The following is a 23,387-nucleotide window of genomic DNA, read 5'->3' on the forward strand; positions in this document are numbered from 1 at the left end:
CCTACGTCAGTTTTTTAATATTGAGTAATGAGTCATAACTTTTGTGCAAGAAATAATAAAGAATGGACTCATAGAGATTCGGTTTCGAGGCAAACATTCGGTTAATAAACATATGAATATAACTTATCACTAATGATTTAACCATTTGCTTAGATTGGAGCTCTTTAACTTCAGCTATATATTTTTTTGTTTTTTTGGTTCTGCCATTCAATATCGTACAAAAATCATCAACACCTGTTAAGAGACCCAATATTTCACTTCTATGGTTTCTATATTTATCTTTTAAAGCTGCCTTAGAGTTTTCATCCAGCCTCATACCATACCCATTGGCCAGGTGATTCATAATATCTCTTCTTTCGGTTTGCTCATAGCCAAAATCATCCAAAATCCTGTTTACTCCAACAATAGCTGCTTTCCAAATTGCAGTTTCCGTCAATTCAGCCTCTTTCAATAGCTGGCAAACGCATTCACTGTCAAAATGAAATATACTTTCCATGTAGTCTATGGTAGATTCTCCATATCGCTCAATCTCTCTATTATAGGTATCCAGAACAATTTTATGGATAATCATCTCCTGTGTCAAATACTTATCGAGCAATTGATAGATCTGATTGGATATATTATGATCAGATGATGTTGTCAGAAACCTTATTCTGATATGATGATCCGGATCGCTGTAACGGATGAAAAACCATTTTTTGATAATCCCTTTTTTAATGAGTCCACTGGCAAATTTATAAATAGAATCTTTGATGATCTGATCCGAAACTTTGGTACTGCTATAGATTTTATAGAAGAGCCATTCGCTTCCCGGAATAAAATTTCTGGTAATGGTATTTTTAACAGGAAAGACGGAAAGTTCTTTGTTTTTTGTACTGCTTAGGTTATGCCATGGAATAACAATCTCATTGCTATGGATATTTCCTTCCGTATCTTTGGCTATACTTTCATATTGATTCGCAAGGTTTTCAAACACTCTTATTGTCTTTTCCTTCACAAGATGATCCAGTAAGATTTCCAGAGAAAGGTCATTGTTCATAAATACAGGGAGTTCCATATCCCTCTCCGAGAAAGTAAAGATTTCAGGAATATTCTTTTCTCTTAGATAATCCCTGAGAATAGCTACTGAAGCCTGCTTTCCATTGAATATTTTCTCGGATGAAAGTCGCCATGATGTTCTTGACAGGATGACGTTGTTGACCATTATCCTTGGTAAATAATCATAATTGGTAAACATTCCCCAGTTCCAGTTATAAGACGGGGTGATATTCTGATACTGAAGATCACATAAGAAATGATACATCGGTACTTTATGCAGATTATAATTATGGGCAGATGAAAGACTAGGAATAACCTCATTATTGTATTTTTTGGAACGAAGGACAACCCTGTTGTTCTTGATGGAAATCATAAGGTCATTCAGGTAGATCGGTTCACTGTCTGAATGATGGGGGCTAAGAATGGGAATTTCATATTTTCTCAGATGCGGTCTGAGAAGGATATTACCTACCCTTGGTTGCGGATTATGCACAATCTCAGCAATGATCTGATTTTCAAAGAAATTTTCTTCCTCTAATAAAGCTTGTTTTACTGATTCTTCCAGTTCGTTGTCCAAATGACAAAAACGTCCCAGGTAAGTAGAGGACGAAGGTCCGTCACTGAATTTATGAAAAATGACAGGTTGTCCCTCCTCGTCCTTATATACCTGTACCAGAGAAGACATTGAAAAAGGTATATTTTTATTTTCGTCTGAAAACGGAGCAACCTCATCTTGAGTGATTATAATTTTATCTTCGTTGTTCTTAACGGCACTAATTAATTTTTCACCCAAAAATTGATTCCATTTTACAGATCCCTGAATAATATTAGAATTATTTTCAGACTTGAACTGGATTCCTCCAATCAGATCCGAAGCATCATTATCCGAATGTACAGGATAATTGATTCCTGATAGGGGATCAAGCGCTAACAATAAAGGTATTTCCTGTTGATCATATCTTTCAAGAAATACATTTTTAAAACTCTCCAGTGCATCAATTTTATCTGATGTACCGATATTAAAGACTGTTGAAAGCACCTTTTTGAAATCTTTAAAAATAGTATTGTTCAGTGTGTTGGATACTTTACCTTTGAGCAGGTCTGTCTGGATAATATTTTTTTTATAGCTTTTAATCCCTGCTTCAGTTAAGATTTGAGTAATTTTCTCAACAGCATCATCAATGTCATTGGTTATATTTATTTTTTGAACAATTTCAAATATGCTGATGATGTGGCGAATGAAAGCTGCATCATCATTATTTTCTTGGGTAGCAGGAATTTTCAGTCCTTTTAAAAACTGATAGATAAAATCCTGGAAGTTTTTGTCAGTAACCTTTGGAGAAAGTTCACTGACAAGTATTTTTGAGTCGATAAGCTCATTGACATAGTCAAAGCTGTCTTCATAAGAAATACCCTGCTTAACCAATACCTCTATTATGGAGGATAGCTCCAGCCCGTTGGTACAGGCTTTTATAATAGAATTCAGATATTTGTTTTTTTCTGTAGAAATAATTTCATATTTCAATCCTCCGTTATTTGCAGAAGACTCAATATAACGGTATTTATTTTTGGTACTGTATATGGTATTGTTGGTATATAACTTACAGATTTGTCTGACAAACATTTTTTGCTCCAGTTCTGTAATGATATCATGTACCAGCTGCATATCCAGTCGTGCATAAATCTTATCCTGCCCTTTATCCAGTGTGATCAGGGTATTACTGTCCCATTGTCCCATGCTTACTCCTGCATTGGTTCCAAAGGGGATGGTTCTGAAATGTATTCTAAGCCAGTATTTAAGCAAAGACTTTTTTATTTTATCTGCTTTTTCTTTCGAAAGTTTTTTTTCATCCCAATTGATAAGCTGCTCATAGAGATCCGGTGAAGATAAATAAATGGCCTTACGAAAGTTTTCACTATTGATGTCTTTTTCCCATGTATCAATACTTTTTTGTGGAAAAAGAGGAGTCCTCAACAGGTAAAAGTTCAGCTTTTCTATGTCGTTGTATTTCATTCTATGTTCATTAAATAAATTTTATCCCAATCTTTAGCTTTCTCAGGATACTGATAATCCAGTAATACCATTCCCACTCCTGAAATTCCTTCCAGTAATCCGGTATGTTCTACCCATTCATCATTTTTCAGATCATAAGGAAACTTGGTTCCTTTATCCAGTTGCTGAAGGGTAATAGCCATCCAATAATCATGTGCTTCTTTGAGCTCTTCCCGCTTAAATACTCTGTAAAATTTATTGAAAATATGTGAAATTCCGGATGATCCATGACAGATCCCAGTGTCTATACAATCATTTTTGTTACTGTAAAAAACCCCGGCGTTATCCAATCTGATTTTTGATGAATTCAAAATGATAGAAAGACTCATTGTTTTCAGGTCTTCATCCTGCAAAACAGTATAGGCTTTCCATATCCCTATTGCAATACCTAAGTCACCATAGCACCATGCCAACCTGTTTGCGGGTTGCTTTTTGCGGGTAACAACATTGATTTTTGAAGGAAATATATACTGAGAATCTTTATTTTCCTCATACAGTTCAGAAAGAAAATGTACCGCTCCCTGGATCAGTTTTTTACAGGTTTCTTTTTCACAGCCTTTATGATAACATTCTGCTAAAAAGGATATGATTGAAGGAAGACCATGGGCAAGACCCAGATCACAGATGTTTTCTTCTTTTGTTATATTATGATCAACCCAGAAAATGGATTTGTTTTGTTCATATTTTAAGTGGTCAATATATGACACTATTTTTGCGACTGTATCAAGTTTCTGGATTTCCAGAAAGTAAAGACCCAATCCAATCAAACCTGTAAACAGGTCATATTCTTTTTTGTCTGCATAAATAGAGATCAACTCTAAAAAGAATTCTATAGAATCTTCTTCTATTGCATCAATATCCTCATCTGTAATAATATTGGAAGTATGGAGAAGCCTCATGAAATAAATCACGGCTAAACTTCCGCTGGCAAAAGAATAATAAGTGTCTTCAGAAGCCAGGTCTATCAGACTTTCAATTTTTTCAATCTCAATATCATTATTGTAGAATAATGAGTAATAATTACTCCCCAAGCTGAATGTGATATTGTCACCTTTATCTGCAATACATTTTTTTGAAATCTCGCTTAAAAAAAAATCAATTTTATCTTTATACATATTGGCTTAATATTTCAATAGCTGTTAGAGAGTCTTTGTGTGTTCTGGAAACATTATTAAACATAAACTCATTGTATCCGTAGAGTTCTTTAAATTCCAGTAATTTTTCCTGGAAAAAACTTCCGTCTCCAATAAGACTTATATTGTCTATAGAACCATTAGTACTGCTTTTTGCTACTTTTAGTGCTTTTTGTTTGGTTTTATGACAGCATCCGGAAAATGTCAATACCATAGACGGATCTTTTCCGTGTTTTGCTTTGTATTCTGTTCTGAAGTTTTGTAGCTCTTCCTTGAGGTAATCTTTGTTGGACTCTCCATGAAATATAGATCTTGCAAAATTGAGGTCGTGCTGCAAAGCTACTTTCAACCCTGAATGTGAAGATCCCATATACCATACGTCAGGAATGTTTCCTTTGTAAGGCGGGATAATTAAATTTTCTTTCAACAGTTCATTTTCTTCCCTCAGAAAGCGTAGGGTAGATTCAAGCTTCGGAAGAAATGATGAAAAATAGCTGTCTTTATCAACATCTACGTTAAAGTATTGAAGATCATATTCTCCCACTAGCCCTTTTACAAAACCAAGATCTAGCCTCTTGGGATATAGGCTGGATAATAGTTTATAATTATGAGCTACTCTGAATGGACTTTGTAATGGCATAATAACCCCAGCAATTCCTATCTTTATTTTATCTGTTAATCCCAATAGTATGGGTAGAAGCATTTCAGGAGTAGACCAGGCCATGTCATGTGCTTTTGAAAAATAATTTTCAGTAACCCAAAACCTCGAAAAACCAAGCTCGTCTGCTCGGGTTGCATAGTCAATGATATCGTACAACGATTTTTTAGAATTGTTAAGAGAATTTTCTCTTATACCAAATTCCAAAAGCCCTATTTTTAATTTATTTGCCATAACTAGTTATTAAAAAGTAGCTACTCCCGCAAAGGAGTAGCTTTAATACTTTTTGTGAAATATTATACTTCAGTACAAACACACAGTTCAGAAGATCTGCTGCTTCCAGCTGTACATGTCCAGTGTGTACAATCAAAAATAGATAAAAATGCCTCTTTTCCAGCTTTTACTGATTTCATTTCGTCAGAGTTTAATTGAGATAACTTCTCTTTTTTAAGAGTTAACTTTTTTGTAAGCTTTTTGCTCATGGTTAAAAAAATTTAAATAATTTACCTACTCGTTAGCTTTTCGGTTTCCGCTTTTTTATATGTATTTATTATATAATACCTTGTTTATCAGTATTTAAATGAAAAACCAGTCCTTTGGTTTTAAAATATAACGGTATACTGCTCTATAAAGAACATAATGTGTTGCGTAAAGCAATTATCGTTATAAAATTAGAAGTGGTTTATTCTATACTTTTAGAAACAGCTTCATCCTGATTCTTCATTGTACTTACCTTTCCGGGTTTATCTTTATTATAATTAATATCGATGTTTGAGATAAAACTTCCTTTCCTGGCCTCCCATTTTCCCTGGCTCTGATAACGATAGAGCAAGTCATTGGATAAGGTCTTTTTAGCAGAGATTCCAAAGACAAAATCAATAGCATCTTCCTGTATATAATCTACAAGCTGCAGGGTAATAGCCAGCTTGCTTGAGCCTGTATAGATCAGTTTGTAATTTTGCAGATCGATATTCTGCCAGCCCGTTGTACTGGTCTTATATATTATATTTTCAGTAAGGAGAGTTTGTTCTGGTAAACCATCCTTAACAGTATATATATTTAATTTTAAGGTAATTTCTTTGAACTTGGAGCTTGGAATAATATAAAAATTATAGGCGTTTAGCTTTGTCCAGTTATAGATATCAAATATCTGCCCCTGTTCAACGGTGGGAATGTTTTTATCAAACATTTTAGAGAAGGTAAACATAGGTCTTTTTTCTGCACCTATGATTTCTCTTTTGGTTTTTCTTCCGTTTATATTAATTTCCTGAATAGCATATACTCTTTTGTTTAAAATAATGTTTGGGTTTTCAGTTATTTCGTTGACGCTCAGTTTTTTAGTTTCATAGCCGTTGGATTCAAAAATGATCTCGTCACTTTTATCGGTATTTTGAGGAATTTCCAGAGAATACTTACCATTGATATCGGTAATAGTACTTATGTTTTCATTCCCAAAACTTATTGAGCAGTAAGAAATAACTTCTTTGTTTTCATTTTTGACAGTTCCTGAAATTTTTTGTGCATACATATGTATAGTAAGTAGTAGAGCACAAATTGCCAGTCCGATCTTCATTATTAGTTTTTTTGTCTGGTCTAAATATAGGATTTTATTCTACATTACTCACTTGTAAAGGAGAAAAAAACAAATTTTATTTATCATATGTATGTATTTTCCTTAAAATAGATAACTTATTCACATTAAATATCAAAAATAAGCATTGAATATTCAATAACTTTGTATTGGCTCTAATCCTTTATTCAAGAGCTTTTCACTCAGTAGTGCTTTACATAATTCTAATTTTTTTGTATTTTAATTCGAGAAGGCTAAATTTTTTCGAAAAAAATAAAGTTCACCGATTAAATGGTGAACTCATTCCGCTTTTTTATAAAATTTTTCATAAAAAAAAGGAAAGCATTTTTTTCCTTTTTTTCCTTTACAGTGGGCGATTCCGGATTTTTTATAAATTTCTTGAATTTTCCATACCTAATTCCTTTATAGAAATCTCTCTCATTTCCACTTTTCTTACCTTTCCGGAAATGGTCATTGGAAATTCATCTACAAATTTCCAGTACTTTGGGACTTTATAATGAGCAATTTTTCCTTTACAATAGTCTAATAGTTCTTCTTCCGTGATTGTGAAACCTTTTCTCACCTTTACCCAGGCCATTACTTCTTCTCCAAATTTTTCACTGGGTACGCCAATGATTTGAACATCAAGAATATGGGTGTATGTATATAGGAAATCCTCAATTTCCTTTGGGGAAATATTTTCTCCACCTCTGATAATAAGATCTTTAATTCTTCCTGAAATTGTAATATATCCGTCCTTATCCATGACCGCCATATCACCGGTGTGCATCCATCGGGCATTATCCAGCACTTTTTGGGTATTTTCAGAATCATTCCAGTATTTCAACATGACCGAATACCCTCTGGTACATAGTTCGCCATGCTCTCCCCGTTTTAGTATTCTTCCATTCTCGTCAATGATCTTTATTTCCAAATGATCCTGAACGGTTCCTACCGTGCTGACCTGCTTTTCCAAAGAAGTTCCTATCAGCGTCTGAGTAGAAACAGGGGATGTTTCCGTCATTCCGTAGCAGATGCTCATTTCTTTGATATTCATAAGGTTTTCCACTTTTTTCATGATTTCCGGCGGACAGACCGATCCTGCCATAACACCGGTTCTTAAACTTGAAAAATCATAAGTATCGAAATCTTTGACAGCCAGTTCCGCAATAAACATAGTAGGGACACCATATAATGAGGTACATTTTTCATCAGAAACTGTCTTTAATGTCATATCAGGATCAAAACTGTCGTTGGGAATAACCATACAGGCTCCGTGAGTCGTACAGCAGATGTTTCCGATAACCATCCCAAAACAGTGATAGAAAGGAACAGGAATACAGACTCTGTCTTTTTCTGTGTATTTCAACCTTATTCCAATAAAGTAGCCATTATTTAAAATATTATGATGGGATAATGTCACGCCTTTCGGAAATCCCGTAGTACCTGAGGTATATTGAATATTAACCGGATCATCAAACTGTACATGTTCCTCAAAACTATGAAGGACCTCATCTGAAATGTTCTGTCCGTTATTCACAAAATCATCCCAATTTTCGTCAAAGAAAATTTCATGTTCAAGGCTGGGGCATACTTCTTTTGCATACTCTACCATTTCCTTATAATTACTGGACTTAAAACTTAATGAAGAAAAAATAAAGCGTACCTCAGACTGGTTGAGAACATAGGTGAGCTCATGAGTTCTGTAGGCTGGATTAATGTTGACTAGAATAGTTCCTATCCTGGCGGTAGCATACTGTAAAAGGACCCATTCATACCGGTTAGCAGACCATATTCCGATCCGGTCTCCGGATTTTGCTCCTAAAAATAATAAGGCTTTTGCAATAGCGGTTGTCTGATTATAAAACTCCTGATACGTGGCTCTGTAATTCTGATGAACACAGACTAATGCTTCCTGGTTGGGGTGTTTTTCAACTGTATTTTTAAGATTTCCTCCGATAGTTTGTCCTAATAACGGAATTTCAGAAGCTCCGTAGACATAAGATAGTGGCATAGTATAAGATTTGGTTAAATAAATTTAACAAATATATCTTTAACTATGGGCTGTCTATATTAATTTTCCTCGGAATCTATCCTTTTCAGCTGGTCCAGATTTTTGTCAAGCTTTTTAATGATACTTCCATATACTAATTTGTAATAAAACCATATCATCGATACAGCAAGAAGAGTGCTGACTACAATTCCGACAATAATGATTGTGAGATTAGAATTGGAAGGCTGGATATTCTGGGAATTTAAAGTATAAAATATGAACGCAATTAACACAAAGGTGAAGGCTACCAAAAGAACAATACTAATGAGAATAAAGGCATTCACTGTTTTCTTGAACTTGATAATTCTTGTAATAAGCCCTTTAAGATTCTCTTCAATCTTTATTTTACGGTAGTTTTGATAGAATTTCAATACAAAGTATGCCGTGATGAGCAGGCTTAAAACTTTTATTGCTAAATAAGCATGACCGAAATTATCTTCTACTTCAGGAGCTCCCTGTGCACCCAATCTTTCCAGTACTTTACGGAAACTGTCTGATTCCTCCTCCTGGAAAAAATAAAACAACCCTAAAACAGAAAAGAAAAGGAATTCTACAACACTGATCCAGAAAATATACTTTACATAATTACGTGATTTTCTATTCAGCATCTGAAGGATCTCAGTGTTGTCATATTTTGGCTGTACAGGCTGTTCCTGCCATGTCTTCTTAAAGCTATCTAAATCAAATTCAGGCATATTTTTCCATCTGTTCTTTAAGGGTTTTCTTTAATCTGTTCATTTTCACACGTGCGTTGACTTCGGTAATCCCGAGGTTTTCTGCAATATCCTTGTAAGGCAGATCGTCAAGATACATCATGACAATGGCTCTTTCTATATTAGGAAGAGTCTTGATTACAGTATACAAAAGCGAAATCTGTTGTTGTTTTTCATCGTCATCTTCCACAAAATCTTTGTGGTTGATGTCCAGTTCATTGGTAGGAAGGCTTTTGCTTTTTTTTCGGAAAAGAGTAATGGCTGTATTAAGCGCTACACGATACATCCATGTTGAAATTTTGGAATTTCCTTTAAAAGAATCATAACTTCTCCAAAGCTGTAAGACGATTTCCTGGAAAAGATCTTCTTCATCTTCAAGAGAATTGGTGTATAAGCGAGATACTTTAATAATCAGACCCTGATTATCTTTAATAAGCTGCGCAAATTCTTTTTCCCTGGAATTCATAGATGTATAATGGCACGAAGATAATAATAATGTGGTAATTGATGAAGAATTATATTGGACAAATGCTAAAAAGGCAAATCGACTTATTTATCTGCTCGGTTTTCCAGTCTTCCTTAAATTTATGTATCTTTGCAGCCGCGAGAAAATCGGCTTGTTGATTTCCCATCTTATGGGAGGTAGGAAAGTCCGGACACCATAGAGCAGCAAAGCGGATAACATCCGTCACCCGTGAGGGTAGGACAAGTGCAACAGAAAGCAGGTACAGTTCGGCTGTAGTGAAACCAGGTAAACTCTTTGCGGTGCAATGGTAAGTATATCGGTTCTTTTCAGTAATGGAAATAGGGGCGGCTCGTCCTGAAAGCCGAGGGGTAATCAGCTCAAGTCTTGCAGCAATGTAAGACGTAGATAAATAACAGGCACTTCTTCGGAAGTACAAAATCCGGCTTATAGATTTTCTCGTATTTTTCTTGTATTGAAGATACTCAAATAGTATAAAAAATAAGCGGAGATTTTTCTCCGCTTATTTTTTTTAGTTTTCATATACATGTAAGCTTACATAGTCGGCAAACTGAATCCATTCTGCATGAACGTTAGGCATTTGTAGTCCATATTGGATTGTATTAACAGGTGCCGGGTAGATATTGGGATCTCCCATTTGGAAGCCATCCCAAACTACTCCCGAGCTATCGACCGTTCTGAAGTCATAGAATGCCCATCTTGTATTAGGCATTATGCTTGTAATATAGGGATCATTATAATTATAGATGGCTGTATTACCGAGAGATGTAGTAACTGCCCATTGATAAACGGGGATTATGGCTGTACCAGATGTATCAAAAGAATCAAACTTCATTTCAGTATGTGGGGGCACAGTAAACAGTCCGGAAGGATTGGTAGATATAGGTTTAACAACAGGGTAAAAATTAACAGGATTACAGGTGATTAATCTGCCTTCAATGGTGAGTGAAGTATGGTTGGAGATCACAAGTACATTATCCTGTGTTTGTGAAAAGCTGAGTATTCCTAAAAGGAACAACGTGAATGACATTATTTTTTTCATGATAATAATTTTAAATGGAATAGAAATAATAAATAAATGATTAAAAAATGTTTGAGCTTAATGGTCAGATTTCATTTTTCTATATATTTCATCTTTCTTTTTAAAATTAATATCTAGAGCCCAGGCTATAATTTTTGCTTTATCGCCTCCGGTTTTTTTGTTTATTTCCGTTTCTGAAAACCCTGTCGAGATAATTAATGCTTTGGAAGCCGGAATAAGAATTTCTTTTCTACGGTCACTAAGTTCTACAGAGTTATTCCTTCTTTCTTCTTGTGTAGGCTGATTTTGCGGTTCCCCTAAGCGTATAAAAGCTTTATCAAAAGCTTCCATCTCGGAAGTTTTCATATTCTCCATAGTGTTGAGAGCAGTTTGTTCATTACTGCAGGAAGCTAAGCCTAAGAGAATAAAGGCTGATAGCAAGAGCTGTTTTTTCATAGTTAAAGTTTTAATGATATAGGTGAAAAATTGAGATGGTGAATATATAAAAAAATAATGTGAATAGAAAATTATTCACATTACTGAGTGTTTATGTTTAAAATATTTACATTAAATAGTTAATTATATTAAATCATTATTCATTTTCAAGAATGTTTTTAGAGTCTATAAGACCCTGTTTGTCTTTTTCAGAAAGCTCCGGGTATTTTAAATTCATTTTTTCAAGAGTATCAATAATGATCTGTATAGCGGCCACCCTGGCAAACCATTTATTATCGGCAGGAAGTACATACCATGGTGCGTGATCCTTCGATGTTTCATTGATGGCAGTCTCATAAGCTTCCATATACTGATCAAATAATGCTCTTTCCGGAAGATCTCCGGCAGAAAATTTCCAGTTTTTTTCCTGTTCATTAATTCTGTCCAATAACCTTTTTTTCTGTTCATCTTTAGACACATTCAAAAAGATCTTAATAATGGTTGTTCCATTTTGCGAAAGATGCTTTTCAAAATTTCTAATGCTTTCATACCGGTTTTCCCAGAATTTGTTATCAAAATCTTCTACCGAAGACCAGGTTTTCTCACTTAGATTATATTCAGGGTGTACTTTACATACCAGGACACTTTCATAATGCGAACGGTTGAAAATACCTATCATTCCTTTCTGAGGCAGTGCCAGATAATGTCTCCATAAAAAATCATGCGAATATTCCCGGGAACTTGGCGTTTTAAAACTGGTTACGTTACAGCCTTGTGGATTTACTCCTCCGAAGACATGTTCTATCATACTGTCTTTCCCGGCAGCATCCATTGCCTGCAATATAACAAGCAGAGACTGGCTACCGTCTGCATATAATTTTTCCTGTAATTCGCGGAGCTTTTCCTTTTCTTTAATTAACAATTGTGCTCCTTCTTCTTTGGTAAGTTTTCCCTTATAAGCTGTTGACGTTTTTTTTATCGAGAATTTGCCGTTTACCTGAAAATCATCTGAGAAATTGGTGTCCATATATGTATAAAGATTAAAAGATTAAAAGATTAAAAGATTAAAAGGACTTCGCTAAACATCTACCCTTATATAAATGTAATAAAAAAACCGCCTCAAAGGAGACGGTTTCTTTATTTTTTTAAGTAGAATTTACTTCACTGCAGCTTTCTTAGCTAGTTTTGCAGCTTTTTTCTCAGCTTTTGCAGCTTCTTTCTGCTCAGCAGGAGTCAATACTTTTGCTTCAGGAGCGTTAGCATCTACATTACCTTTGATGTAAATTACGCTTCTGCTGTTGGCAGGGTCATTAGAGAAAACTTCAATCATTTTGTTGAATCCTCCATTAAGAGCTGTATTGTATCCAACTTTGATCTTAGCAGATTTTCCTGGCATAATAGGATCCTGGCTGAATTCCGGAGTTGTACATCCGCAAGATGGTTTTACGTTTGAAATGATCAAAGGTTTGTCACCAGTGTTTGTTACTGTAAAAAACCTTGTCCCATCGGCATTAGGCTTAATAGTACCGTAGTCGAAAGTCGTTTTATCAAATGTAATAGTTTGTGCAGATGCCAGAGCAAATGTTCCGAATAAAGCAATTCCTGCAATTAATTTCTTCATATTCTTGAATGTTAATATGTTTGTTAGATAAATTTTGTGAAACAAAGTTAAAAATTATTTTAATTCATGCTTAAAAATTTTTTTCTTTAGACTATTTTTGCAAATTGCAAGCCAAAGAAATAGAATTTATGCAGATTTCAGAAAAGTACAATCCACAGGAAACAGAACAAAAATGGTACAATTACTGGTTGGAAAATAAGTATTTCCACTCAGAACCTAATGAGAAACCTCCATATACTGTGGTAATACCTCCGCCAAATGTTACGGGGATATTACACATGGGACATATGCTGAACAATACCATTCAAGATGTTCTGGTCCGTCGTGCAAGAATGCGTGGATTTAATGCTTGTTGGATTCCGGGAACAGACCATGCTTCCATTGCTACCGAAGCTAAAGTTGTTGCTAAACTGAAGTCTGAAGGAATCAGTAAGTCAGATATTACCCGCGAACAATTCCTGGAGCATGCCTGGGAATGGACGGATAAATATGGAGGAACAATCCTTGAGCAGCTAAAGAAATTAGGATGTTCATGCGATTGGGACAGAACCCGTTTTACCTTGGAAGACAAACTTTCACAACAGGTAATTAAAAGCTTTGTTGACCTTTATAACAAAGGATTAATATACAGAGGCTACAGAATGGTAAACTGGGATCCGGAAGCGAAAACCAATATCTCAGATGAAGAGGTAATATTTAAAGAACAGAACGGGAAGCTTTATTTCCTTAAATATAAAATTGAAGGCTCTGAAGAATTTCTTTCAGTGGCTACAACCCGTCCTGAAACTATTTTTGGGGATACCGCTGTATGTATTAACCCTAATGATGAAAGATATGCTCATCTGAAAGGTAAAAATGTAATTGTTCCGATTGTAGACCGCGTCATTCCGATTATTGAAGATGAATATGTAGATATTGAATTCGGAACCGGAGCATTGAAAATCACTCCTGCACACGATACCAATGACTATGAGATCGGTCAGAAGCACCAGCTGAAAATGATTGATGCTTTGGATGATGATGGAAATCTTAATGAGCACGGTCTTCATTATGCAGGGAAAAACAGATTTGAAGTAAGAAAACAGATCGCTAAAGAATTAGAAGAAAAAGATCTTTTGTTAAAAGCAGAAGACTATGTGAATAAAGTAGGAACATCGGAAAGAACAGGGGCTGTTATTGAGCCTAAAGTTTCAGTACAGTGGTTCCTTAAAATGTCTGACATTGCTAAACCTGCTTTGGATGTAGTAATGGATGATGAGGTGAAATTCTATCCTGAAAAGTTTAAAAATACCTATAAGCACTGGATGGAAAACATCCGTGACTGGAATATTTCCCGTCAGCTTTGGTGGGGACAGCAGATCCCTGCGTATTATTATGGTACAGGAGATGAAGATTTTGTAGTAGCTGAAACTAAAGAAGAAGCTTTAGAACTGGCAAAACAAAAAACAGGAAATCAGCAATTAACGGCAGAAAGCCTTAGACAGGATGATGATGCATTAGATACCTGGTTCTCATCATGGTTGTGGCCCATGTCTGTATTCGATGGATTGATTGATCCTGATAATAAAGATATTAATTATTATTATCCGACATCTGATCTGGTTACCGGTCCGGATATTATTTTCTTCTGGGTAGCAAGAATGATTATGGCCGGGTTGGAGTACAGAAAAGAAGTTCCTTTTAAAAATGTTTATTTCACAGGAATTGTAAGAGATAAGCAGAGAAGAAAGATGTCAAAATCTTTAGGGAACTCTCCGGATCCACTTGAGCTGATGGATAAATATGGTGCTGATGGTGTTCGTGTAGGAATCCTATTGAGTTCCGCAGCTGGAAATGACCTTCTTTTCGATGAAGATCTGATGCTTCAGGGAAGAAATTTCATGACAAAAATATGGAGTGCTTTCCGTTTGATTCAAGGATGGAAGCATGAAGACAAACCTGCAATAGCTACAGACCATCAGGCTATTGAATGGTTTGAAAACAAATTAAATAAAACGATTGTTGAAATCAATGATCAGTTTGATAAATTCAGGATCTCTGATGCCCTGCATTTGATCTATAAATTAATTTGGGATGATTTTTGCGGATGGTACCTTGAAGCTATTAAGCCTAACTATGGAGAGGGTATTTCTAAAGAAGTATATGACAGAACAATTGTTTTCTTTGAAGAATTAATGAAGCTACTTCATCCGTTCATGCCTTTCCAGTCAGAAGAAATCTGGCAGCTGATTTCAGAAAGAAGTATGGAAGAAGCTCTTGTTATTGCTCAGCAGAAAAATGCAGATAGCTTTAATGAAGAAATCATCAGAAACTTTGAAATCGCAAAAGAACTGATTTCGGGAGTTAGAAATTATCGTCAGACCAAAGGGATTTCTCCAAGAGAAGAAGTTGAAATATTTACGAATGCTTCTGAATTTGCCAATGATAATGTGGTAAGAAAATTAGCTAATATTTCGGAGATCCACTTTGGATTGAAAACAGATAAGCCAAGTTTCACCTTCCTGGTAGGAGCGACAGAAGTGTCTATTCCTCTAAGTGAAAACCTAGACCTGGGAGAAGAAAAAGCTAAAACTGAAGAAGAAGTAAAGTATTTAAAAGGGTTTTTAATTTCAGTTGAAAAGAAACTTTCCAATGAAAAGTTTGTTGCCAATGCCAAACCTGAAGTGGTAGAAGTTGAGCGTAAAAAACAAAAAGACGCTCAGGATAAAATTGCCATTTTGGAAGAGAAACTGAAAAGCTTGTAATTAATCAAGGAAATTCCCTGAAAGCTATACCTATAAAAGAAGACCAGTTAATCTCGTCTTCTTTTATGTATTAATGATAGAAATCAGGCCCCTGCGCCTGAAAAATAAGTGTACGGCTGGAGTAGAATGAAAAATAAACCATTGCCAACGATCACTGGATCAGTTGAAGGTTTTATTTTCGACGATATCCAGCTGGCCATTGAAAATAAGTAATAAATAACATGACACATATAGAAAACATACGGAAACTATTCTCAAAAGACTTTGTAGAAAGCCCTTTGTTGGAGAGTTTTGAAGTTGGGAAAATTTACCTTTCCAGTGGAAAACTGATCGCTTGTGATCCTTTAATCACCAATGATATGCTTCCTTTTACCACAGAATTTCCAAAAGGAAATTTCTCAGTGATGTTACACAAAGAAAGAGAAAGCAATTGTGTAGCGTATGCAGAAATAATATTCAGTAATTCTGCGATCACAGATTGGAAACTGGCTACTACAGCGGGACAGAATATCAAAGATCTTGCAGAAGGAGAAGTTTTCGGATATCCTGTAGAAAGTGGAATGGGTTGTCTGATGGATGTGGATACCCAAACCAGTCTTAATGATTTGGAGCAAAAACTGTATCAACAGAAAGGAGGAGACTTTATGGGAATCTATGAAGAATTTTTCCACGACTATTTCTTTGATGAGAATGGCGCTATAGATCAATATGCCTTCCTGAAACCGGCAGACGAACACCCTGGAACTATATTTGCTTTTGAGACCGGATATGGTGAAGGTTTTTATGCCAGTTATATAGCTTATGATAAGGATCAGCAGCCTGTAAAGATAATTACTGAATTTATTGAAATAAGTTAATTAAAATAGTTACTTTTGGATCACTGATTTTCACCAGATATAAATGTTAAAACTAATATAAAGCACAATGAAATTCTCCTCAGAACAACCCAGAATTATTGTTGTAGGCAGCTCATCAATAGATTTGGTTTTAGAAACCGAAAAGCTTCCTTTACCTAATGAAACCGTTTTAGCCGTTAATTCAGACAGCTATTTTGGAGGGAAAGGAGCCAACCAGGCGGTAGGAACGGCGAGGCTTGGGGCAAGTGTTTATTTTATAGGGTGTGTGGGGATGGATCCACTGGGCCAGCAGATCATGAGGAATCTTGTGAGTGAAAATGTGAATGTAGGTTTTGTTCATGAAACAGACAAAGAGTCCACAGGAACAGCTTATGTAACAACCTGTAACGGAAATGCGGCTATTGTAGTGGTTCCGGCGGCAAATAAATATCTTAATAAAGCCCATATAGATGAAGCAGACCGGTATTTTCATAGCGCAGATCTTGTTCTTGTGCAGCTTGAAGTTTCTATAGAGGTTGTAGAATATACAGTAAAAAAAGCAAAAAAATATGGCAAGAAAGTGGGGCTTTATGCTTCTCCTGCTATGCCTGTAAATGAAGCAATTATTGAAAATGTCGACTTTATTGTAGCAAAAAGCAATGAACTCTATATTATTTTTGGCGAAGAGAAAAGGGAAGAAGTTCTTAAAAAATACTTCAATAAAGTATTTGTAAGAGATGATACAAATTCTACGATTTATTTCGACGGTACTGAGATGAAATATTTCAGGAATGACAAAGATAAGACTGTTTATAAGATGGGAATGGGAGATGCATTCACTTCAGGATTTGCTATAGCGCTGTGCCATGGAAATACGATAGAAGATTGCGTGAAATTTGGAAATGAAGTTTCGGCAAGAGTCTCGGGAGGTAAAGGTTCACAGACCGGATTACCTAAGATGTCAGAATTCTTTTCTTAAAATTATTTAAGGCATATCAAAACTTTAAAACTTAACATAAAAATATAATGAAAATGTCCACTTTTATAGTGGATTTTTTCTTTTATACTATGGAAAAACTAATACTTACCACAGAAGATCATGTTTCTTTAACAGCACACCTTTTCAGGCCTGAAAAAAGCAATGGAAAATTACTGCTTATTAATTCCGCAACAGGGGTTAAGCAACAGGTGTACTTTTCATTTGCCCAATATTTTTCGGAACAGGGATTCACAGTTATCACTTATGATTACAGGGGAATAGGGCTTTCCAAACCTGAGAATATGAGAGGATTTCATGGCTCTATGAGGCTTTGGGGCTCAAAAGACTATAAAGAGCTCACCCGCTATATCAAGGTGAAATTCTCGGACTACAGGAAGTATTGTTTGGGACATTCCGTAGGAGCATTGATTCTGGGAATGAATAAAGATTCTGAGATGTTTGAAGAACTTATTTTTGTGGGAACTCAGAATGCTTTTGTGGGAAACCTTAAAAAGAGAACCAAAATAGAAGCCTATCTTGGCTTTGGAATTGTGCAGCCCTTAACGACCTCGCTGTTAGGGTATTTTCCGGCGCATTGGTTTGGGCTTGGAGAAAGTCTTCCAAAAAATTGTGCATATGACTGGAGAACCTTAATTTTAAACAAGAAATCAACCAACAAGCTGTTGGAGAAAATTGATGACTATTCTAAAAATTTAAAACAAAAAGTATTCGTGGTCAGGGCGGAAGATGATATATGGCTAACCGAGAAAGGAGTATTAAGTTTATTAAACAATACCTATCCTAATCTTACACCCACGTACAGACTTGTAAAAACTTCCGAATCTGAAAAAAAAGAAATAGGACACGTTAATTTTTTTAGAAATTATAATAAAAAACTTTGGGATATTATTTTAAATGAACTGATAGATAAATGAAAAGTACAATTGACAACACCGTAGAATTTGTAAAAGAAAAATTAATGGGGGCAGAAGCCGGACACGACTGGTTTCATATTGAAAGAGTTTGGAAGCTGTCCAGAAAGATTGCGGAAACCGAAACCTGCGATCAGGAAGTGGTAGAGCTTTCGGCGCTTCTTCATGATATTGCAGATCCTAAATTTCATAATGGAGATGAAACGATAGCTCCTAAAATATCCAGAGAGTTTCTTACAGAGCAAAATGTTTCTGAAGAGACTATAGAAAAGGTTCTTTTTGTTATTGAAAATATATCATTTAAAAACAGAGGCAATGCTCCTGTAGATCCTTCTATAGAACTTAAAATAGTACAGGATGCAGACCGTATTGATGCTATTGGTGCCATTGGGGTTGCCAGAACATTTAATTTCGGAGGATTCAAAAATAATCCGATGTACGACCCTGAAATTAAACCCAGCCTACATATGTCTAAAGAAGAGTATAAAAAATCAAATGGGACAACCATCAATCATTTTTATGAAAAATTATTGCTTCTGAAAGATTTAATGAACACGGAGACGGGGAAAAAACTGGCTGAAGAAAGACATAATTATATGCTAAACTTCCTTGACCAGTTCTATAAAGAATGGAATGTAGACTAAGGCTCTCCTGAAAATTCTGAAATCAGTATCTTTGCAATATGGAATTTATCATTTTTGTTATCTTTTGGGCTTGTGTGTTTTCTTTGGTTTTTTATAAAGTGAAATCAGGAAAGGTGGCAAAATGGGCAAAGCTGTTTCGTATTCTCACGGTTGTTTTTTCAATTTCTTTTTTTGCGTATTGGTTTATCAAAAAAAGTGCTGTCGCATTTGTTGACAATTCAGTGGGGCTTCAGGTTGTGAATAAACTTCCACAGACGCTGGATTTTTATCTGATCAATGTGAATAAGGTACAGTCAAACATAATACTGGAGCCTAAGCATATAGGGAAAATACGTCCGGAATACTATAGGATAGAGTATCTTAAAATGGATACATCTGATGAGTATTGGATTGTGGGGTATTTGGGGAAAAAGAACCTCGTTTATTTTTCTCAACATTCTGTTCCCAATAAGAATATTGATCAGATCGTAGAGGTACAAAATTATATCAATCAAAGTGTAAAGCTTTCTGAAGCTGCAAAAAAACAGGTTGATGCCTACAATTATGAAAATACAAAACTGGGAATCTGGATCTCATTGGATTTTCTGCTTTTATTCCTTAATCTGGTATTGCTTCTGAGAAAAAATAAATCACACTAAATAAAAAAAAGAGTAATAAACCATGGTTTATTACTCTTTTTTTTATTTTATATTAAGGATAATCCAGAATATGCATGACTTGCTCTTTAAGTTCTTCCGGGCAGCTTTTAACCAATTTATCTTTATTCAGTTTACTTATTTGTCCGGGTTCCAACCATTCAGTAACATTGGAGCTCATACTATGGTTATCATATATTCTTTTTATGGTACCATTTTCATAAAAAATATACTCATCGCCCAACCAGTTGTTGGTGATGCTAATTCTACAGATTTCCTTTTCCATTATCTCGTTTTTTTAAGTTTACACTATTGTGTGAAATATATTAGTTCACTAAAGTATAAAAATTTATGATAAGAAAAGATTTTTATCACTAAGAAATGAATTTTAGCAATAAACTGGAATCATTCTATATAAGTTTTTGTGAATGAGTATATTATTGTTTGACAGTAATCTGTTTGGATTAAAATAGTGTTCCTGTACTTTCACTGGCCATCTGCGGAACATGAATATCAGTTTTCCATTCTTCATTGACTTTTTTAATGAAGTAAGCAGACAGCAGAGGAGAAGCTTTTTCTATATTTTGATGAACAAAGAAATAAAGATTTTGTAAGCCTTCTTTTTTCCATTTTGTCAGATGCTTTAACCAGTCATCCAATCTTTCATAGTCACTCTCTGCGTTAGCTCCTACATAACGGATAAATGCATTAGGAGTAGTAAGACGCATATGGAGCATATCTCTTCTTCCCGCAGTATCTACGATGATGTTAGTGATGTTATGGGCTTCAAAGAGCTCGCAGGTTGTATTGAGTATCTCTTCGTCAGTAAACCATTCCGTATTTCTAAGCTCTATAGCCAGAGGAACTTCTTTGGGCCATTCTTTCACAAACTTTTCCAGCCTGTCGTAATCCTTCGGTTTAAAATTATCATGAAGCTGAAGAAAAGCCATTCCTAATTTTTCATCAAAATTCATGACGGCAGAAGCAAAATGAGTTACAGGATCCGTAACGTCAATAAGTCTTCTGAAATGCGATACTGTATTGGTGATCTTAGGAAAGAATTTAAAATTTTCAGGTGTTTTTTCCTTCCATGTTTTCACCTGCTCCGGAGTAGGCATTCCGTAAAATGTGGCATTCAGTTCAATAGAATTAAATTGAGTGGCATAATAGGTCAGCTCATCTTTTGTTCCTTTAGGATAAAATCCTTTAAGGTCGGTTTTGTTCCATTTGGCGCATCCTATAGATAGGTTTTCAAACCCTTTTTTATTAAGATTTAAAATTTCTTTGGTTTTAGAATGATCTTTGGGAAGGGTAAAATCTATTTTTGAAGGGTCTTCTACTTGTCCGAATTTCATATATCTCGTTTTATGGTATTAAACAATATACACAAATATAAACCAAAAAAATCATAGAACGTTCTATGATTTTTGGTAAAAAAGATGTGTTTTGAAGAAGGTTATCTTTTTATAATCTTCTCCGTTACTTGCCCTTTATCAGTTGTTATTTTCATGATGTAAACTGAATTAGGATAGCTTGAAAGATCAATTTTTATAAGCTCCTGATTAAAATCCTGGTTGAAGATAATCCTTGACTGAGTATCAACTATTTTTATATTTTTTATAACAGAGTCAGAATTAACCTGCAGGATATCTTTTACAGGATTTGGGAAAACTTGGAAAGATTTTATATTAGCTTTTACATTTCTGTTTTGAAGAAAGCTCCCACAGTTTGCTGTAAATGTAATATCAGGATACATTGATTGTAGATCGCTTAATTGGGCATCGTCGACACACATCTGGAGATTGGTGTTATAGCCATTGTAATCATGAAATTCCTCTATAGATCCATTTCTTATATTAACATAAGTGAGGTTTGGCATATTCCAAAGTGAAAGTCCTTCGAAATTTGTTGCAGTAGAAAAATTCAGTTGTGTTATTTGAGGACTGTTGCTAATAAATGCAGTTTTTAGCTTTATATTATTTAAAGTATTCACTTGTGAAATTAGAGGTAGTGACTGTAACGTAATGGATTCCAAGTTAAAATTGTTAGAAATGTCAATAGAAGATAGTAAGTTGTCATCTTTAAGCTCTAATGTTTTTAAAGCGGAGCATTGTGAAGTATTTAAGGTGTTTATTTCTGTGTTGTGAATGGTAATTTCTTTAATACCAGTGCATTGTAATAAATTAATTGAATTTAATTCAGGAAAAACACCATCTCTTTCTATTACGTAATAACCGATTGCTATTTTTTGTATAGCAGTACAGTTCTGTATATCTAATTCTTTTAAATGACTGTTGCCATTAAAAATGAAATTTGCTAATGAGGTACAATTTTTAGCAGTAATTTTTTGTAGATCATCGTTACCTTGAGTATTTACGGCCTCGATTCTGCCGGTTTTTAAAGTGGTAAGACTCGCAAGATTACTAACATTTACTGTATTCATATAACCACATGAGTTGGTGATATCAATATTTTCCAAAGCTTGTGCAGCACTGAAGTTGACAATATTGGATATTTTCTGATTAAAAGCCTTTAGTATTTTAAGTTTTGGAAGACCCGCAAGGTTCAATGCACTTACATTCCCAAAATAAATACCAGATGTAGTATTGTATCCGTATCTGTTGTAGAAAGAGCAATCTAATTCTTCCAGATTAACAAGCCCTGCTGTACTAAAATCGATAGAGGGAGCATTCAGTCCTTTTATTTTCTTTAATGAAGTACTGCCGTTCAGGTTTACTGCAGAAAAATAGGCTCCGGTTGAAGAATAGTGATCGGTATCTGCTATGATTTCCTGCAAATTAGTACAGTTGTTGGCAATCAGTTCGATATCCTGACTGTTGCTGGAGGAAAATGTTCCGTTATCACCCAATACGGATATCTTTGTTAAAGTGCTTAGATTAGGAACCGAAATTTTTGATAAAAACTTACACGAATTAAAAGTTAAACTGGTAATACTTGAGTTCTGAATATGAAGTTCCTTAAGTTCAGCTGAATCAATAATCGCATTGCTGTTGATCTGTTGACAGTTTTTTATACTTAAACTGTTTTCAGGAGAATACCACGGATTACCTGTAGCCTGATAGGCGATGACATCTGTAATATTTTGGATTCCCTGGCAGTTGTCAAATGAAAGATTAATAGGAGCTGCTGTATATTGTCCGGATTGGGAGAGGTCATAGTAGAAAGGTCTTCCCTGTACTTTCTTGATTTTACCATTATTGATAAAGCTAATATTGGCAGTTCTGGTATTCCAAAAGTAAAGTTCTTCAAGATTGGAGAAAAGTAAGGCGTCTGATATACCATCAGGAAGATGGCTGTTGTAATAGGTAGAATTTATATTATTAGGATCATATCGGTCTCCGGCAGGATTAATGTACATCTGGTCAGCATCCACCTTTATATTCAGAATTTTTACCTGTAGAGCCTCCGGAAGCTGAATTTCTCCATCCCCATTTTGGTCAATAACAATATTGTTTCCATTAAGGTCTTTTGCAATCTGATTGGTGGGATTGGCGCTTAGCAGAAGTGCTTTGAATTTTACATCAGAAAAGTTGAGGGTCTGAGTATAAGCCATAGAAAAACAGCTTACTGATAAAGTAAATAGTATTTTTTTCATAATTGAGTTTTTAATGGTACTAGATTTTTTGACTATCCATTCATGTGAATGCTAAATTAGTCCTTTTTTAATGAGTTGATTATTAGTGGTTTTAAATGTATTTCTATTTTTTATATGCTAAATGCGGTTGTTTTGATGTGTGGTGATTAAAATTTTTAATGAATTTAAAAAATAAATATGGTATTATTCTTTTGTATAGAAAAATATCTAGGCCTGTGGGGT

At 34.9% G+C, this 23,387-nt stretch carries 21 protein-coding genes and 1 other RNA gene; 7 read left to right on the forward strand and 15 right to left on the reverse strand.

Annotated elements, in window-relative coordinates; translation table 11 throughout:
- Position 1 precedes the first annotated feature (1 nt).
- The 8 genes from JML65_RS11745 to JML65_RS11780 form a co-directional block, all read right to left on the reverse strand.
- Positions 2-3,052, reverse strand: a complete 3,051-nt coding sequence (locus JML65_RS11745; RefSeq protein WP_202270975.1) for a lantibiotic dehydratase — start codon at positions 3,050-3,052, stop codon at positions 2-4.
- Positions 3,049-4,206 carry a lanthionine synthetase LanC family protein gene (locus JML65_RS11750; protein ID WP_202270976.1) on the reverse strand — a complete coding sequence of 386 codons (1,158 nt, stop codon included), beginning with the start codon at positions 4,204-4,206 and terminating at the stop codon, positions 3,049-3,051. Before JML65_RS11750 ends, JML65_RS11745 begins: the two co-directional genes overlap by 4 nt.
- Positions 4,199-5,116, reverse strand: coding sequence for an LLM class flavin-dependent oxidoreductase (locus tag JML65_RS11755; RefSeq protein WP_084085264.1), 918 nt, complete (start codon positions 5,114-5,116; stop codon positions 4,199-4,201). Before JML65_RS11755 ends, JML65_RS11750 begins: the two co-directional genes overlap by 8 nt.
- A 62-nt stretch (positions 5,117-5,178) precedes the next feature.
- Positions 5,179-5,364: a class I lanthipeptide gene (locus tag JML65_RS11760; RefSeq protein WP_047488251.1), complete on the reverse strand. Its 186-nt coding sequence runs from the start codon at positions 5,362-5,364 to the stop codon at positions 5,179-5,181.
- A 200-nt stretch (positions 5,365-5,564) separates the two neighbouring features.
- Positions 5,565-6,455, reverse strand: coding sequence for a carboxypeptidase-like regulatory domain-containing protein (locus tag JML65_RS11765; RefSeq protein WP_202270977.1), 891 nt, complete (start codon positions 6,453-6,455; stop codon positions 5,565-5,567).
- A 385-nt stretch (positions 6,456-6,840) separates the two neighbouring features.
- Positions 6,841-8,466: an AMP-binding protein gene (locus tag JML65_RS11770; protein ID WP_202270978.1), complete on the reverse strand. Its 1,626-nt coding sequence runs from the start codon at positions 8,464-8,466 to the stop codon at positions 6,841-6,843.
- Positions 8,467-8,525: 59 nt separating this feature from the next.
- Complete coding sequence (locus JML65_RS11775; RefSeq protein WP_047488257.1) at positions 8,526-9,200, reverse strand: hypothetical protein; 675 nt, start codon at positions 9,198-9,200, stop codon at positions 8,526-8,528.
- Entirely contained in the window at positions 9,193-9,684 is a 492-nt protein-coding gene (locus JML65_RS11780; protein WP_027374652.1) for an RNA polymerase sigma factor, read from the reverse strand. Before JML65_RS11780 ends, JML65_RS11775 begins: the two co-directional genes overlap by 8 nt.
- Positions 9,685-9,822: 138 nt before the next feature.
- Between JML65_RS11780 and rnpB the strand changes: the two genes are divergently transcribed.
- Positions 9,823-10,147, forward strand: an RNA gene (gene rnpB, locus JML65_RS11785) — RNase P RNA component class A.
- Positions 10,148-10,213: 66 nt separating this feature from the next.
- On the opposite strand, the gene JML65_RS11790 is transcribed toward rnpB, so the two are convergent.
- From JML65_RS11790 to JML65_RS11805, 4 genes are all read right to left on the reverse strand, one after another.
- The gene (locus JML65_RS11790) at positions 10,214-10,744 is read right to left on the reverse strand and encodes a hypothetical protein (protein WP_047488260.1); all 531 of its coding nucleotides are present in this window, start codon (positions 10,742-10,744) and stop codon (positions 10,214-10,216) included.
- A 57-nt stretch (positions 10,745-10,801) separates the two neighbouring features.
- Positions 10,802-11,179, reverse strand: coding sequence for a hypothetical protein (locus JML65_RS11795; protein WP_202270979.1), 378 nt, complete (start codon positions 11,177-11,179; stop codon positions 10,802-10,804).
- A gap of 136 nt (positions 11,180-11,315) precedes the next feature.
- Positions 11,316-12,185 (reverse strand): polyphosphate kinase 2 family protein, encoded by an 870-nt coding sequence (locus JML65_RS11800; RefSeq protein ID WP_202270980.1) that lies wholly within the window; start codon positions 12,183-12,185, stop codon positions 11,316-11,318.
- A gap of 129 nt (positions 12,186-12,314) precedes the next feature.
- Complete coding sequence (locus JML65_RS11805) at positions 12,315-12,779, reverse strand: DUF1573 domain-containing protein (RefSeq protein ID WP_047488266.1); 465 nt, start codon at positions 12,777-12,779, stop codon at positions 12,315-12,317.
- 128 nt (positions 12,780-12,907) lie between these two features.
- On the opposite strand from JML65_RS11805, the gene JML65_RS11810 reads away from it, so the two are divergent.
- The 6 genes from JML65_RS11810 (at position 12,908) to JML65_RS11835 (ending at position 19,552) form a co-directional block, all read left to right on the forward strand.
- Positions 12,908-15,523, forward strand: coding sequence for a valine--tRNA ligase (locus JML65_RS11810; protein ID WP_202270981.1), 2,616 nt, complete (start codon positions 12,908-12,910; stop codon positions 15,521-15,523).
- A 221-nt stretch (positions 15,524-15,744) separates the two neighbouring features.
- On the forward strand, positions 15,745-16,380 hold the full coding sequence (locus JML65_RS11815) for a DUF4241 domain-containing protein (protein WP_202270982.1): 636 nt from the start codon (positions 15,745-15,747) through the stop codon (positions 16,378-16,380).
- 67 nt (positions 16,381-16,447) lie between these two features.
- Positions 16,448-17,338, forward strand: coding sequence for a ribokinase (locus JML65_RS11820; RefSeq protein WP_047488274.1), 891 nt, complete (start codon positions 16,448-16,450; stop codon positions 17,336-17,338).
- Positions 17,339-17,427: 89 nt separating this feature from the next.
- Entirely contained in the window at positions 17,428-18,273 is an 846-nt protein-coding gene (locus tag JML65_RS11825; protein WP_047488533.1) for a serine aminopeptidase domain-containing protein, read from the forward strand.
- Positions 18,270-18,914: an HD domain-containing protein gene (locus JML65_RS11830; protein ID WP_084085252.1), complete on the forward strand. Its 645-nt coding sequence runs from the start codon at positions 18,270-18,272 to the stop codon at positions 18,912-18,914. The genes JML65_RS11825 and JML65_RS11830 overlap by 4 nt, the downstream gene beginning before the upstream one ends.
- A 38-nt stretch (positions 18,915-18,952) precedes the next feature.
- Entirely contained in the window at positions 18,953-19,552 is a 600-nt protein-coding gene (locus tag JML65_RS11835) for a hypothetical protein (protein ID WP_081988979.1), read from the forward strand.
- A 52-nt stretch (positions 19,553-19,604) separates the two neighbouring features.
- Here JML65_RS11835 and JML65_RS11840 read toward each other — a convergent pair whose 3' ends face one another.
- The 3 genes from JML65_RS11840 to JML65_RS11850 all read right to left on the reverse strand — a co-directional run bounded on the left by JML65_RS11840 (position 19,605) and on the right by JML65_RS11850 (position 23,165).
- On the reverse strand, positions 19,605-19,835 hold the full coding sequence (locus JML65_RS11840) for a hypothetical protein (protein ID WP_202270983.1): 231 nt from the start codon (positions 19,833-19,835) through the stop codon (positions 19,605-19,607).
- Positions 19,836-20,013: 178 nt separating this feature from the next.
- Positions 20,014-20,904: a DUF72 domain-containing protein gene (locus tag JML65_RS11845; protein WP_202270984.1), complete on the reverse strand. Its 891-nt coding sequence runs from the start codon at positions 20,902-20,904 to the stop codon at positions 20,014-20,016.
- Positions 20,905-21,005: 101 nt separating this feature from the next.
- Positions 21,006-23,165, reverse strand: a complete 2,160-nt coding sequence (locus JML65_RS11850) for a T9SS type A sorting domain-containing protein (RefSeq protein ID WP_202270985.1) — start codon at positions 23,163-23,165, stop codon at positions 21,006-21,008.
- Positions 23,166-23,387: the final 222 nt, after the last annotated feature.

The organism is Chryseobacterium sp. KMC2 (assembly GCF_016756935.1).
GTDB lineage: Bacteria > Bacteroidota > Bacteroidia > Flavobacteriales > Weeksellaceae > Chryseobacterium > Chryseobacterium rhizosphaerae.